The sequence below is a fragment of the Microbacterium sp. AG238 genome, assembly GCF_003610405.1.
Taxonomy (GTDB): domain Bacteria; phylum Actinomycetota; class Actinomycetes; order Actinomycetales; family Microbacteriaceae; genus Microbacterium.
In genome coordinates, this window is record NZ_RAQC01000002.1 from 99,751 (window position 1) to 113,347 (window position 13,597).

The window sequence follows — 13,597 nt, forward strand, 5'->3', positions numbered from 1 at the left end:
GTGGTTCGAATGCACGTTCTAATCATGGCGCCGACCTCCGACATTCACCCGAACTGTCCACAGGCTGCGGCATCCGCGCGATCGACCGTCGGAACATGCCGCAGCACAGCCGTCCGAACCTGACGCGTCACGCACGTTTGGACCGCGGTGGAGCCTCCCGAGCGCCTGGGTTCCGCTCATCATCATCGCCGTCGTCAACATCGCCCCCGCCGCGATCGTTCTGGCTGGCCGCGGCCGCGGCTCACATCGCCCTGCACGTCTTCCTCTCGCGCGTCGTCCGATTCCGCGGGGGGTGGTCCGATGTCGAGAAGCTCGAGATGACGATGGCGCCGGAGGTCATGTCGCCTCGCACGAAGGCCGCGCTCGCGGGTGTCGGCCACCTCACCTGAGCTCACCGACGGGCGGGATGGAAAAGACCGCGGTATCACGGCGCGTCCTCTCGGCATGAAGGGCGGAACTGCGCCACGGGCTACCGGAGGAAAGCGATTGCCTAGCACATTCCGAGATGGGGAGTTCTCCCCATCGACCTGATGTGATCGGTGCCGATAGGTTTTGGGTGTCGGCTCCGGAGGGGGGTCGGGACATCTACTTTCAGGAGGGCCGTCATGGCTGATTTCGGTGCGTCTTATGGCGAGATGGAGCAGGTTGCGAGTTCGCTGGCGCAGGCTCGTGATGACATTCAGGGTCAGCTGGACACCCTGAAGTCGCAGGTGGACACGCTGCTGGGCGACGACTTCAAGACGCAGCACGCGTCGGGCAAGTTCGGTGAGGGCTACTCGGAGCTGACGACGGGTCTGAAGAACGCGGTCGATGGCATCAACGACATGTCCGAGTCGCTGCTGGGCATGATGCGCGCGATCCAGGACCTCGACCAGCAGCTCGCCGGCAGCTGATCTCGTCTTCTCGGAGCCGAGGCGTCCTGGGCGCCTCGGCTCCGCTCGATTCTCGGAGGTGACCATGGTCGACGTGCGGATCGACTACGGCGCGATGCGCGCCAGCCGCAACGCTTACGCGAACATGCGGGATGTTCTCGACGGGGCGACACGGGCGATGTCGAACGTCTCGGGCGCGGCCGTGCCCCAAGACGTGCTGCGGCGGCGTCTCGAGGATCTCCACGACTCGTGGGGTGGCGGTATCGACAAACTCGCCCGCTATGCCGAAGACGCGGGCACGGGACTCGAGGGCATTCTCGAGGCATTCCAGCAGCTCGACACCGAGCTCGGCAACAGCATGGTTCCGCAGGAAGGATCGGCGTCGTGACCGACTTCTCCGCTCTCGGCTTCGACCCCGCCCCGGGAGACGTCGCGACGCTCTCCGGATATGTGGATGCGCTCACCACCAGTTGCGACGGCGTCGATGACGCGCTCTCGATGATGGACGGCTCCGACGACGCCGCCTGGATCGGGAAGTCGGCGACGGCCTTCCGCGCCGCACTCAGCGAGGACTTCCGACCGCACCTCAGCGACACCGGCGAGGCGTTGCGCACATCGCGGACCGCCCTCGCAACCTGGACCGATCAGCTCACCAACTACCAGCGGCGTGCCGCAGCGCTCGCGGAGGAGGCCTCAGCGGCATCCGCGAGCGTCGCCTCATCGGAATCGGCGCATGCGCAAGCGCAGGCGAACAAAGACGCCGAGGATGCCGACCCGGATGCCGTGTCGAACGCGTCGACGGCGCTGGCGAACGCGCAGGGCGAGCTGGAGTCGATCCGCGCGCGCGCTCGTCAGCTCAAGGACGAGGTCGACGCCGACGCGGCCGCCGCGGCGGGAGCGCTCCTGTCGGCGAGCGACACGCTCGACTCCTACGCGGGCAACAAGTTCACCAACTTCATGGGCTCGGCCGGCGACTGGCTCGCCGACGCAGGCAACTGGCTCATGGACAACGTGGTGCCGATCCTGGAGGACATCCTCCGGGCGGCGCTGCCGATCATCGCGATCCTCTCGCTCTTCATCCCCGTCCTCGGCACGGTGGCGCTCATCATGTCCATCGCGCTCGTCGCGATCGACGGCCTGCAGTGGGCGACCGGTCGCGGAACGTTCGCCGAGTTCGCCACCGGCGCCCTCGGGCTGCTCGCGGGTGGCGCGCTCGGGCAGGCGGCAAAGGCGCTGATCGGACCCGGCGGACAGGTGCTCATCCCGTCGATCCAGGGCATGACGCCGGCCATGGCCGGCGGTGGAGCCGCGGCGGGAAGCGTCGCCGTGGCGCTCAACGTCAATCTGCCCAACATGGTCGCGAACACCTACTGGACCGTGAACAGTGCGATGGACGCCCACAGCAAGGGGACGGACTTCGTCGACAGTCTGACCGGGCCGTGGCAGAACCTCTCCGAGCGGTTCAACAACACCCTGCGCGGCAACGGTCCGCGCACCGACGAGGAGGTCTGATGGCCGAGCAGGAGGCGACGCTCGACCCGATCGCGGCTGAGGGTGCGCCGCTGCGGGTCTGGCAGCGGGTGCCCCAGGGGTGGATCGAGTTCCGCTCGTTCGGCGATCGTTCGCCGCAGGAGTGGCTCGACTGGTACCTCGTGAGTGCCGAGGGCTGGCTCCCGGATGCCGCGCGCGACGCGATCGTCGACGGCTTCCGTGCCGGCGTCGAGCTGTTCGCCGACACCGCCTTCGCCTTCGCCGGTGTCTCGCTGACGCTGGGCGAGCGCCCGGCGGCATTCTTCCTCTGCACGAACGTGGTGCCGGGGGCGGCCGCGACCGACGCCGCCGCGACGGCCTTCCACCGGCTGCTCCCGCTTGCGCGGTTCGGCGAGGGCGGGCGCAGCGAGAGCTTCACTACCCCGGACGGTCGCGTCGGCACGATCACCCTCGGTGCGTCGATGGACGGCGGGATGCCGCACCTCACCGCGGTCGGCGAGATCCGTCTTCCCGGCGACGCGGGCACAGCCGTCGTCATGGGGTTGTGCTCCGACCCGCAGCAGTCGGCCGAGCTGGCGCTGCACGTCGCGTTCGCGCTCACGACCACGCAGGCTCTGCCCGAGGGCGTCGAGCCCGCAGACCCCGTCTCAGCCACCCCGTAGCATTCTGTTCATGGCGTTCGCGTTGATCCAGGCCGCATCCCGCCCGTTCCTCGGGACGGGTGAGACCGTGGATCCGTACGCGCCCCCGACGGCCGCCGAAGCTGATCGTGCCGCCGCCGTACTGCGTTCGGACTACGAGCGATGGTCGCGCTGGGCTCTCGGCGTCGTCGCCTTCGTCGTCGCCGCCGGGGGAGGCTTCATCGCAGCGGGAATGGTCGCGTCACTCAGCACCCCCGGGCGCGTAGACGCTGTCGATGTGATCGTGACCCTGATCGCCGTCGTGATCGCGCTGGCAGGTTCCACATTGCTCGTCGCCCTGTGGTGGACCGGCCGCGCGCTCACCCGGGCGGCGTCGTACTGGCTGCGCGCGCCGTACGTGAACGGCCAGCGCGCGCCGCGAGCCGCCGGGTGGGTGCAGGCGCGAACAGTGAACCTCGAGCCCCGCATCCTCGTCCGCCTGCTCACTGTAGCGCTCGCGTTGCTGGTCGCTGTGGGTGGCGTCGCAGTGTTCATACGCGACCTCGGCGCCGGCGTCTCGATCTTCACGGTGCCGGCCCTGCTCGTCGGCATCTGCGGCGCCCTCAGTGGAATCGGGCAGGGCGGCGGCGTCTTGCGTATCGTCAACGGCCTGAGTGCGGGCGACCCGCTGTGGTCGTGGCTCACACGCTCGGTGCGCGCTCGCTGACACGCGCTCCATCTGCCGCATACGCTGACACCGTGGTCCCGCCGTCGTCGCCGCCGAGCCGCGGGCACGCGTTCGCCACGCGTGCCTCTGCGATCGTCGGCGTGGTTCCTCCCGCTGCGCTGATCGTATTCCTCGTGGGGTCGCTGATCCTCTCGGGCGGGCAGGTCAGCGAGTCCACAAGGGCCAAGTGGGCCGTCGCGGCGCCGTATCCGCTCTTCGTCATACCCGCCGGAGTCCTGATCGCGCTAGCCGGTGCATCCGTGGTCTTGGCCGTCGTCTCGGTGGCGACCGCTCGTCGCGACGATGTGCCGGGTCTGCGCGGACTTATCGGGCCTGGCATCGCCGCCGCGATCGCTGCGGTCCTGTTCGCCGGTATGACGCCGGAGCACGGCGTGCGAACGGGGGACATGGTCTGGGATGCGCAATGGGCCGCGGCCCCGATCTCGGCTCTCGCGGTCGTCATCCTGGTCGTGGGCATCGCCATGCTCTCCCGACGTTCCTCGATTGGTGAGCGATGACGGCGGGCCGGCTGGGGCACTCGCGGAGCAGCTCATACCGCCTCCGCGCGACAGGGCGAGCGCGACGCACGTTTGCCATGGCGCTGGCCACGGGAATGGTAGTGATCATGACGGGATGCAGTTCCGCAGCCGAAGCACCGACGGGAGATGCGCTCTACCGCGACGGCGAGGATCGATACCTCTCGTACGCGACGACCATGCATTCGGTGATCATGGCGATCCACGATGGTGAGTGGAAGGTGGATCAGGGGTCGTGGGGAGCCTCGCCTATCCCGTGCCGGAGAGAGGGCGGCTCCGACGGGTACGCCTTTTCGTGGGCGCGACTGCTGGAGCAGGACGCGCCGGATGTCGACTCGATCGTGGCGGCATCATCCGCTGCCTTCGAGGCCGCAGACATGACGGCGACCACCACGACCTACGGCGAGGGAGACCGCCAGGAAGTCAACGTGATCACGACGGGTGGTCCCGTCGGTCGTGGCGTCGTGACCATACGCCCTGCGCGGGGCACGATCCGAGTGACCGCGGAACCCGGGTGCTTCCCCGGTGACGCCGCGAAGCTGTATGACATGGTCTTCGCCGGCATCTCCTACCCCGGACTCGCCCTGCGCGTGCCGGCCTTCGAGGGGCCCGATTGGCAACCCCGGTTCTATTTCCCCGAGGACGGCAGCCCGGTGTACTGGAACGAGGACGGAACGCCGATCGAACCTCCGCCCGCGTCCACCGAGTCTCCCGTCGCCCCCTACGGCGGTGGCTCATGAGCTTCCTCCGCACCACGGCACGCGGCTGGGCGGAGGACCACTCGCTCGCCGCCGACGTCCGATTCGCGCAGCTCGAGGCTGTCGCCTACCAGCGGCATCCGGAGATCTTCCAGCACTTCGGCGCCGACGGCGCCGCGATGGCGCAACGCCTGCACGCGAACGCGAAGAGGTCATCGTTACATCGCATCCTCGACGTCGTGCTGTGGGCCCTCGTGATCGGCGCGTTCTTCGCACCGATCACGGGCCTCGCCGTGCTCATGGGCGACCGCTTCGACTTCCACCGCATCGAGGCCCAGCGGGCGATGCCGATCGCGGGCGCGATGTTCACCGTCGCGGCGGTCAGCCAGGCCACCCTCCTGGTCATCTGGCTGCTCCGGGGCGCCCGGTTCTCGTGGCCGGAGTTCTCCATCCACCTCGTGGCGGCGGCGATGGCACTTCTCGCGCTGGGCACGATGCCCGGCGTCGCCGAGCTCGACGACTACACGGGGTGGCAGCAGTGGCGGGTTCCGGTCCTCATCGCGCTCGGCGTCGCCGGGCTGGCAGCCCTCGTGATGCTGGTGCGCTTCCGCGTCCGCGAGCCCGATGGCGACGGCGAGGGCGCGCCCGAGACAGGCCTCAGCGTCGGCGACATCCGCGCCCGCATCGCGGCGCTGCCGGCGGGTGAGCGTCAGGCCATCGTCGACGACCGCAACGCCGCGCTCGCCGTGCTGCACGAGCGCGGCTTGATCGACGCCGGCACCCTGGAGCAGGCCCTCGGGTGCGAGCCGGGAACGCTGTTCCTCCTCGACGCCGAGCGGCGCGCGTGAGCCGGTGGCTGCGGCGGGCCGACCGGCTCAGACGTTCGGGCGGCCGTAGGTCTCGAGGAAGCGCAGCCACACCTCGCTGAGCGTCGGGTACGCCGGCACGGCGTGCCACAGCCGCGCGAGCGGAACCTCGCCGACGACCGCGATCGTCGCAGCCTGCAGCAGCTCACCGACATCCGCCCCGACGAACGTCGCCCCGATGAGAACGCCGCGGTCCTCGTCGACGATCGCGCGCGCCTGACCGGTGTACGCGTCCGAACGCGTCGACGCGCCCGCGATCCACGAGAGGTCGTAGTCGAGCACGCGGATGTTGCGACCCGCGGCGCGCGCGGACGCCTCGGTCTCGCCGATCGAAGCGACCTCGGGGTCGGTGAAGGTCACCTGCGGCACGGCGGCATGGTCGGCGGTCGCGACATGGGCGCCCCACGGAGCGTCGTCGACCGTGCCGCCGGTCGCCCGGGCGACGATGACATCGCCCGCCGCGCGGGCCTGGTACTTGCCCTGATGGGTGAGGAGAGCGCGGCGGTTGACGTCACCGACCGCGTAGAGCCAATCGGATCCGCGGACGAGCATGGTGTCGTCGACATCCATCCAGGAATCGGGCTCGAGGCCGACGGCATCCAGTCCGAGATCCCCGGTACGAGGGACACGACCGGTCGCGACGAGCACCTCGTCGGCGCGGACGCGCGTGCCGTTCGACAGCTCGAGCTCGACCTGGCCGTCCTCGACGCGCTGGGCGGAGACGAGGTCGGTGTGGAGCAGCACGCGCGCGCCGCGGTCGGTCAGCGACTGGGCGACGAGGTCGCCCGCGAAGGGCTCCATCGGTCCGAGCAGCCGGCTGCGCGCGATGAGTGTGACGTCGCTGCCGAGGTCAACGAACGCCGTGGCCATCTCCGCGGCGACGACACCGCCGCCGACGATGGCGAGCGAACCCGGAACCTCTTGCACGGCGGTCGCTTCGCGGCTCGTCCACGGCGAGACATCGGCGAGGCCGGGGACATCGGGGAGGAGGGCCGCCGAACCCGTGCACACCGCGACGGCGTGGCGCGCGACGAGCGTGGTGACGGAACCGTCGGGTTCGGTGACCTCGACGCGCTTCTCGCCCGCCAGCCGGCCGTGGCCGCGGACGAGATCGACTCCCGCCCCCTGCAGCCACTCGACCTGGGACGAGTCGTTCCAGTCGGACGTGAGCGAGTCGCGACGGCGCAGCACACCGGCGACGTCGACATCGCCTGTCACGGCCTGCTTCGCGCCGTCGACTGCGCGGGCCGCGCGCAGCGCCGCGCCGGCCCGAAGCAGTCCCTTCGACGGCATGCACGCCCAATACGAGCACTCGCCGCCGACGAGTTCGCTCTCGACGATGGCGACGCTCAGGCCGCCTTGTACGGCACGGTCGGCGACGTTCTCGCCGACGGGGCCTGCTCCGATGACGACGAGGTCGTAGGTGCGTTCGCTCATGCCGCGACGCTAACCCCGTCGCGGGCTGCACGCCAGCGCTTGCGCTCGGAAGCGTCGCGGGGGTCACGTCATCGGGCGGTCCGGGGCGGGTCGCTCGCGCCCCGGTCGCTCGTCCGCGTGTGCCGTCAACAGGCTGAGCGGTTCAACCCGACCGATGAACGGAGATCGCGTGGGGTTGAGCCTGCGCACGGCACGCTCGCTCGGCCGCGCATCGGCGCGCGGCGCAGGCTCGACCCGCCCGCCCCTCCGGGCCGACGAAGACACCGGTGGCACCGCTGCGCGCCTCGGGGCGTGCCGAGAACAGGCTGCGTCGACGTATCCCGCGTGTGCTCGGAGGTTGGGGCCGGGTGAGCCTGTTTGCGGCACGGCGAGCCGGTCGCGCCGCGGATGAACCGGCGGATGCCGCGGCCGCAGCGCGCGGGGTGCGGCAGGGGAGTCCTCCCCATCGACGCGGCAGCGGGCCTGTCGATAGCGTGTCAGCGTCGGCCGAACCGAGTCGGCGGAGGGGGCCCGATGTCAGACGTCGAGATCTACTATCACGCGCTCACGAGCGCGGCGGATGCGATCCAGACGCGGGTCTCGAGCGCGGTGGTGGACAACGCCGACATCCAGGGGGACGACACCGGCGTCGAGAACCCCGCACACCGGGTCGCGCTCCGTCTCGAGATGAACCGGCGGCTGAGCTCACTGAATCTCGCCGTGCTCGACCGGACGACCGCGGCGTCCGAGGTCGCCGCCTTGCTGACCGCGATCGCGACGCGCTACTCCGACCTCGACGTCGAGCTCACCGGGCAGGAGCAGCCGTGACCCTCACGTCGCCGAACCGCGGCTACCCGCTCGAGCGCCTCGAGGGCAATCCCGGGTCGATGAGCTGGTGGAGTGGTGCGTTCAGCCGCGTCGCGGGCTCGCTCGGAGACCTCCGCACGACCGTCCAGTCCGCGACCGACCTCGACGGCGTCGGCGCATCGATCCGGTCGGCGCGCTCCAAAGCGCAAGAGGTCGCCAGCGGACTCGCCGCGGAGATCGCCGAGGCGGAGCTGCTCGCGGGGGTGCTTCAGCGCTACGCCGACGCGTTCTCATCGTCGGCCGAGGCGGCCAACCGGCTCATCGACGACATCGAGTCCGCCCACGCCGCGTTGTCGTCGGCATCGGCCACGGCGAACGAAGCGGGGCTCAACGCGCTGTGGACCTCGCGCTCGGGAGAGCCTGCCGACGTCCGGCGCGCGAACGACGAGGCACAGGATGCCGTCGCCGCCCGGGATGCCGCGGCCGGCGATCTCGCCGATCTGTGGGAGCAGTTCGAGAGCCACTACTCCGCCTGGGACGCGGCCTACGACGCGGCGCTCGCCGAGCTCGCCGGCGGGGCGGGGCCGGCGATGACGTCGCAGGCGCAGAACCTGCTCGACCAGCTGCTCGCGGCGGACACCCCGCAGGCGGTGCTCGAGCTGTGGCTCGCCCATCCCGAGCTGCAGGATGAGATCGCCCGGGCGCATCCCGACATCATCGGCAATCTCGACGGCATCCCCTACGACGTCCGCGGTCGCATCAACCGCGAGCGCCTCGAGGCGCTGCGCGCCACGAACCCCGGGGGTGCCCTCGGCGACGACGTCGCGGCGCTGTGGGAAGAGCTGACGGATGGCCCGCCCTTCCCGCTCCTGATCTCGTTCGATCCCGACGGTTCGGCGCAGACCACCGCGGCACTGGCCTACGGCGATCTCGCTTCCGCGACGGACATCAACGTGCTGGTTCCCGGTATGAACTCGTCTGTGGCGGGCATCGGTGAGTGGGGAGACTCGGCTCGCGCGCTCAACAACGCCGGACCGGGCCTCGCGACGATCGCGTGGTTCGGCTACGACTCTCCCAACGAGATCGAAGAGCCCGGCATGGACCGGGCGCGTGACGGCGCGGCAGCGCTCCGCTCGTTCCTGCTGGGTCTCGACGCGGTGCATCCGACGGCGGAGAAGGCCGTCATCGCACACTCCTACGGCAGTACGACCGCTGCCCTCGCGATCGGTTCGCGCCCGGGCGCACTCGGCGTCGACCAGTTCATCGCCGTGGGCTCCGCCGGTTTCCCGAGCGATCCTCAGGTGCTCTCGAATCTTCAGAACGCCGACGACCTGCGCATGTACGCGACGCTGTCGGAGAACGATGCGTGGGCGCGGATCGGCCGTGACACGAGTTGGGGTGGCGCGCACGGCACGGTGCCCGAGACGCTCCCGGGCGTGACCGAGTTCGGTAGTGACGGCGGTTACGCGGGCGACCAGCACCTCGCGCCCACCCCGGGGCACGGCGCCCACGAAGGCGGCAACGGCCCACTTCCATCGGGCGACGGCGAGGGGTACCTCGTGCAAGGATCGGAATCGTTCTACAACATCCAGCAGATCATCCTGACCGGTGAACCCGGGACGGAGATTGACGGTGAGGGCAGCGAGCGCGGCTTCTGGGATCTGCCCGATTGGCTGCGATGGCTGCCCGTTGACCCCTACCGGACGTGACTGATGAGACCGACCTCGCGGATGACGATGACGGCTTTCACCGTCGGATTGGTGTTGATGATGAGTTCGTGTGCGGCGACGCCGAGTGACGAACAGCCGGCCGCGGACGTGTACACCCAGGCGCGCGAGCAGTTCACGGCGATGGCCGACGAGCTGCATACGGTGATCATGGCGATCGAGCCGACCGACTGGCGGGTCGACCAGGGACAGTACGGAGCCCGCCCGAGCGGATGTCAGCTGGGGGTCAGCTCCGACACGGGGTACTCGTTCACCGCGGTGCGCGCGCTCGAGCTGCCGGGGCGGGATGCTGCGGACATCGCGGCTGCGGCATCCGAGGGTTTCGCCGAGCTCGGGATAGACGCGGAGGCCGTGGAGCGCGGTTCGGGGGACGCGCGGGAGGTGACCGTCGTGGGGGAGAGCGACGCCGCCCGCACCGTGGTCGTCATCCGCCCCGTCGACGGCCGTGTGCTCGTCTCCAGCGAGACCGCCTGCACCGCCGGATCGAGCTCCGACATCCTCACGACGATGTTCGGTGAGGAGCTGTACCCCGATGACGTCTGGCGTCGCCTTCCCGCGACGGAAGGTCCGTCGTCGGTGCCCCTGTTCTTCTTCCCGCCCGACGGTCCCGTGTACTACAGCGAGGACGGCACGCCGGTCGAGCCGCAGCCACTCGTGACGGACGCCCCGGTTCCGCCTCGATGATGACCTGACACGCTCGCAGATGTTCCGGGTGAGAAGTGTGAGCCGTGCCGGCGTCGGCGCACTCGTGCTGCTCTCGGTGCTGCTGGTGAGCGGATGCGGAGGCTCCGGCGGCGTCGGTGACAGCGAGACGTACGCGCAGGCGCGGGACCGGTTCTTCGCGTTGGCGACGGGCGTTCACACGGTGATCATGGCGATCGAGCCGGCCGAGTGGAGCGTCGTGGACGGTGCGTACGGCGCACATCCGACAGGATGCCAGCGCGGGCTCAGCGAGGACGGGGGATACCGTCTCGTGGCCGTACGCGGTCTGGAGCTGCCCGGACGCGACGCCTGGGAGGTAGCCGACGCAGCGGTCGAGGCTCTCGCCTCACAGGGGATCGACAGCGACACGAGCGACCGGGGGCAGGGGGACGCGCGCGAAGTGACAGTCGTCGCCGAGGGGGTCATCGCCGAGCGGACGGTCGTCACGATCCACGCGGCAACGGGCCGGGTGAGGGTGTCGGCCGAGACGGAATGCGCCCCCGGGTCGGCACATGCCCTCGCGACAGGGGTTTTCGCCGAGGAGCGCCTGCCCGCGGACGTCTGGCGCCGGCTTCCCGCGACGGAAGGTCCCTCCTCGGTCCCGCAGTTCTCCTTCCCGCCTCGCTGACCTCCCGTCGACTCGCCAGAAAGCGCGGATCCGGGAGGGGCGGGATCCGCATCCCGTGGCGAGTCGACCGTGCCGAGCCCCGGGAACGGTCGTGTCCGATTTCCGCGAGCCGGTGTCGGCGGGGCGTGTCAGGCTGGGGGCATGACGAGTGACGGGATGACCTTCGACGAGCGGTATCGCGCCATCGACGCGCGCGACCGCCGCTTCGACGGCCAGTTCGTCACGGCCGTTCGCTCGACGGGCATCTACTGCCGCCCGAGCTGCCCCGCCCGCACCCCGCAGCCCGCCAACGTGACCTTCTATCCGACGAGCGCCGCGGCACACGAGGCCGGCTACCGCGCGTGCAAGCGGTGCCTGCCCGAGGCGACTCCGGGCTCGCCGCAGTGGAACCTGCGCGGCGATCTCGCCGCGCGTGCGATGCGTCTCATCGCCGACGGCGTCGTCGATCGCGAGGGCGTCCCGGGGCTGGCATCCCGCCTCGGCTACTCCTCGCGGCACCTCACCCGGCTGCTGACATCGGAGCTCGGAGCCGGTCCGCTCGCGCTCGCCCGCGCGCACCGCGCCCACACGGCGCGGGCGTTGCTGGTCGACACCGACCTGCCCATCGCCGACGTGGCCTTCGCCGCGGGATTCGCGAGCGTGCGGCAGTTCAACGAAACGGTGGGCGAGGTGTTCGCGATGCCTCCCGGCCAGCTGCGGGCGCGCCGGCAGGCGGGGGAGCGGATGCCGGGCCGCATCGACCTCGTCCTTCCGGTGCGGGAACCGTTCGACGCCGCCGGCCTGTTCGGGTGGATGCGGGCGCACGCCATCCCCGGTGTCGAGTCGGGTGACGAGCGCTCGTTCGCCCGGGTCGTCCGGCTCGCGGGCGGTCCGGCCTGGTTCGAGGTGCGCCAGGATGACGCGGGCCGCGTGCGTCTGCGCGCCGAGCTCGCCTCGCTGACCGACCTGTCCACCCTCATCGCGCGCGTCCGACGGCTGTTCGATCTCGACGCCGATCCGACCGCCGTCGACGAAGCCCTGGCGCGGCATCCCGAGCTGGCGCCCCTCGTCGCACGGATTCCGGGAGTGCGCCTGCCCGCAGCCATCGACCCCGACGAGATGCTCATCCGGGCCATGATCGGCCAGCAGATCAGCGTCGCCTCGGCGCGCACCGTGCAGGGGCGGCTGGCCGCCGAGCTCGGCGAACCGGTCGAGACCGCCGCCGGCCCGGCGATCCTCTTCCCGACGATGTCGGCGATCGCCGAGCACGGCGCCGACGTCCTGCGCGGGCCCGGCGCCCGCATCCGTGCCATCGTCGGCGCCGCCACCGCGCTCGCCGACGGCTCGTTGCGCCTGTCTCCCGGCGACGACACGCACGAACAGCGCTCCGCTCTGCTCGCCCTCCCGGGCATCGGCCCCTGGACGGCCGACTACGTGCGCATGCGGGTGCTCGGAGACCCCGACATCCTCCTGCCCGGCGATGTCGCGGCCCGAGCAGGGGCCGCCGCAGCAGGCATCCCCGCCGGCCCGTCCGAGCTCGTCGCCTGGTCCGAGCGCGTCGCGCCCTGGCGCAGCTACCTCATGGCGCACCTCTGGTACGCCGCCCCCGTCACCCAGGCTTGGCGCGAGAGCGCGACCGAGCCCACCCTCTCGCCGTCCCGAAAGGCCCGAGCATGACCGCCACCACCGACGCCTCCGCCCCGACCGAGACCACCCTGGTCGAGACGGCCCGGCTCCAGACCGTCGCGACGCCCGACGGGCCTTTCACGATCCTCGAGGCGGGCGGTGAGGTGCTCGCCTCCGGGTGGACCAGCGATCCCGATGCGATCCTCAACCGACTCCGCCCCGTCGCGCGTCCCGCGCAGATCCTCGACGGTCCGACGGATGCCGCGGCCGCCGTGGCCGCCTACTACGGTGGCGACCTCACCGCCATCGACGCGGTGCCGGTGCGTCAGCCCGGCACCACTCTGCAGAGCGCGGGGTGGCAGGCGCTCCGGCGCATCGCTCCCGGTGAGCCGCTGACCTACGCGGGCTTCGCGGCGGCGCTCGGCTCACCCGGAGCCGTGCGTGCCGCGGCATCCGTCTGCGCCCGCAATGCAGCGGCGTTGTTCGTCCCGTGCCATCGCGTTCTCCGCACGGGTGGGGCGCTCGGGGGATTCGCGTGGGGCGTCGAGGTCAAACAACGTCTCCTCGAGCGCGAGGCGCGGCTTCGCGCCTGAATCGCTGCCAGGTTTTCCTTGCACTCAGCGAATACACAGATATATCCTGGAGGGCTCCCGTGTGCGTAGCGGGTGCCCCGTCCGCTCGACCCCAGGAGGAAGCCATGTCATCGGCCATCGTCATCACGAAGTCCGTCGCCTTCCTCGTCACGGCCGACGGGCGTCCCGCACGCGGAGGAATCGTCCGGTAGCTCCGGGAAGCGCTTCAGCGCTTCAGACGTTCCTTCCCTCGGGGTCCGTGCCCCGATTCGCCGCGCTCGCGCGCGCCCCTCGCCGTCACCGGCATCCCGCTCGACACACCTCAGGATC

16 protein-coding genes are annotated in these 13,597 nt (G+C 70.7%); 15 read left to right on the forward strand and 1 reads right to left on the reverse strand.

Annotated features, from left to right (window positions below; all coding sequences use genetic code 11):
• The first annotated feature begins 95 nt into the window (after positions 1 to 95).
• The 9 genes from DEU36_RS12050 (at position 96) to DEU36_RS12090 (ending at position 5,792) form a co-directional block, all read left to right on the forward strand.
• A complete protein-coding gene (locus DEU36_RS12050) occupies positions 96 to 389 on the forward strand; it encodes a hypothetical protein (RefSeq protein ID WP_120264596.1) in 294 nt (97 codons plus the stop codon).
• A gap of 216 nt (positions 390 to 605) precedes the next feature.
• The gene (locus DEU36_RS12055) at positions 606 to 893 is read left to right on the forward strand and encodes a WXG100 family type VII secretion target (protein ID WP_112617469.1); all 288 of its coding nucleotides are present in this window, start codon (positions 606 to 608) and stop codon (positions 891 to 893) included.
• 64 nt (positions 894 to 957) lie between these two features.
• Complete coding sequence (locus DEU36_RS12060; RefSeq protein WP_023955668.1) at positions 958 to 1,260, forward strand: hypothetical protein; 303 nt, start codon at positions 958 to 960, stop codon at positions 1,258 to 1,260.
• Positions 1,257 to 2,384 carry a hypothetical protein gene (locus DEU36_RS12065; protein ID WP_120264597.1) on the forward strand — a complete coding sequence of 376 codons (1,128 nt, stop codon included), beginning with the start codon at positions 1,257 to 1,259 and terminating at the stop codon, positions 2,382 to 2,384. Before DEU36_RS12060 ends, DEU36_RS12065 begins: the two co-directional genes overlap by 4 nt.
• The gene (locus DEU36_RS12070) at positions 2,384 to 3,025 is read left to right on the forward strand and encodes a hypothetical protein (protein ID WP_120264598.1); all 642 of its coding nucleotides are present in this window, start codon (positions 2,384 to 2,386) and stop codon (positions 3,023 to 3,025) included. Before DEU36_RS12065 ends, DEU36_RS12070 begins: the two co-directional genes overlap by 1 nt.
• Positions 3,026 to 3,035: 10 nt before the next feature.
• A complete protein-coding gene (locus DEU36_RS12075) occupies positions 3,036 to 3,710 on the forward strand; it encodes a hypothetical protein (RefSeq protein WP_120264599.1) in 675 nt (224 codons plus the stop codon).
• A 32-nt stretch (positions 3,711 to 3,742) separates the two neighbouring features.
• Positions 3,743 to 4,228 (forward strand): hypothetical protein, encoded by a 486-nt coding sequence (locus tag DEU36_RS12080; protein ID WP_147374409.1) that lies wholly within the window; start codon positions 3,743 to 3,745, stop codon positions 4,226 to 4,228.
• Positions 4,229 to 4,335: 107 nt separating this feature from the next.
• Positions 4,336 to 4,986, forward strand: coding sequence for a hypothetical protein (locus DEU36_RS12085; protein ID WP_147374410.1), 651 nt, complete (start codon positions 4,336 to 4,338; stop codon positions 4,984 to 4,986).
• Entirely contained in the window at positions 4,983 to 5,792 is an 810-nt protein-coding gene (locus tag DEU36_RS12090; protein WP_120264602.1) for a hypothetical protein, read from the forward strand. The genes DEU36_RS12085 and DEU36_RS12090 overlap by 4 nt, the downstream gene beginning before the upstream one ends.
• A 27-nt stretch (positions 5,793 to 5,819) precedes the next feature.
• On the opposite strand, the gene DEU36_RS12095 is transcribed toward DEU36_RS12090, so the two are convergent.
• Positions 5,820 to 7,247 (reverse strand): NAD(P)/FAD-dependent oxidoreductase, encoded by a 1,428-nt coding sequence (locus tag DEU36_RS12095; protein WP_120264603.1) that lies wholly within the window; start codon positions 7,245 to 7,247, stop codon positions 5,820 to 5,822.
• 513 nt (positions 7,248 to 7,760) lie between these two features.
• On the opposite strand from DEU36_RS12095, the gene DEU36_RS12100 reads away from it, so the two are divergent.
• The 6 genes from DEU36_RS12100 to DEU36_RS12130 all read left to right on the forward strand — a co-directional run bounded on the left by DEU36_RS12100 (position 7,761) and on the right by DEU36_RS12130 (position 13,288).
• Complete coding sequence (locus tag DEU36_RS12100) at positions 7,761 to 8,054, forward strand: hypothetical protein (protein WP_120264604.1); 294 nt, start codon at positions 7,761 to 7,763, stop codon at positions 8,052 to 8,054.
• Positions 8,051 to 9,742: an alpha/beta hydrolase gene (locus DEU36_RS12105; protein ID WP_120264605.1), complete on the forward strand. Its 1,692-nt coding sequence runs from the start codon at positions 8,051 to 8,053 to the stop codon at positions 9,740 to 9,742. Before DEU36_RS12100 ends, DEU36_RS12105 begins: the two co-directional genes overlap by 4 nt.
• 27 nt (positions 9,743 to 9,769) lie before the next feature.
• Positions 9,770 to 10,444, forward strand: coding sequence for a hypothetical protein (locus DEU36_RS12115; protein ID WP_147374411.1), 675 nt, complete (start codon positions 9,770 to 9,772; stop codon positions 10,442 to 10,444).
• Between the two features lie 28 nt (positions 10,445 to 10,472).
• Positions 10,473 to 11,090, forward strand: coding sequence for a hypothetical protein (locus DEU36_RS12120; RefSeq protein WP_147374412.1), 618 nt, complete (start codon positions 10,473 to 10,475; stop codon positions 11,088 to 11,090).
• A gap of 141 nt (positions 11,091 to 11,231) precedes the next feature.
• Positions 11,232 to 12,746 (forward strand): DNA-3-methyladenine glycosylase 2 family protein, encoded by a 1,515-nt coding sequence (locus DEU36_RS12125; protein WP_120264609.1) that lies wholly within the window; start codon positions 11,232 to 11,234, stop codon positions 12,744 to 12,746.
• Positions 12,743 to 13,288 (forward strand): methylated-DNA--[protein]-cysteine S-methyltransferase, encoded by a 546-nt coding sequence (locus tag DEU36_RS12130; RefSeq protein ID WP_120264610.1) that lies wholly within the window; start codon positions 12,743 to 12,745, stop codon positions 13,286 to 13,288. Before DEU36_RS12125 ends, DEU36_RS12130 begins: the two co-directional genes overlap by 4 nt.
• Positions 13,289 to 13,597 lie beyond the last annotated feature (309 nt).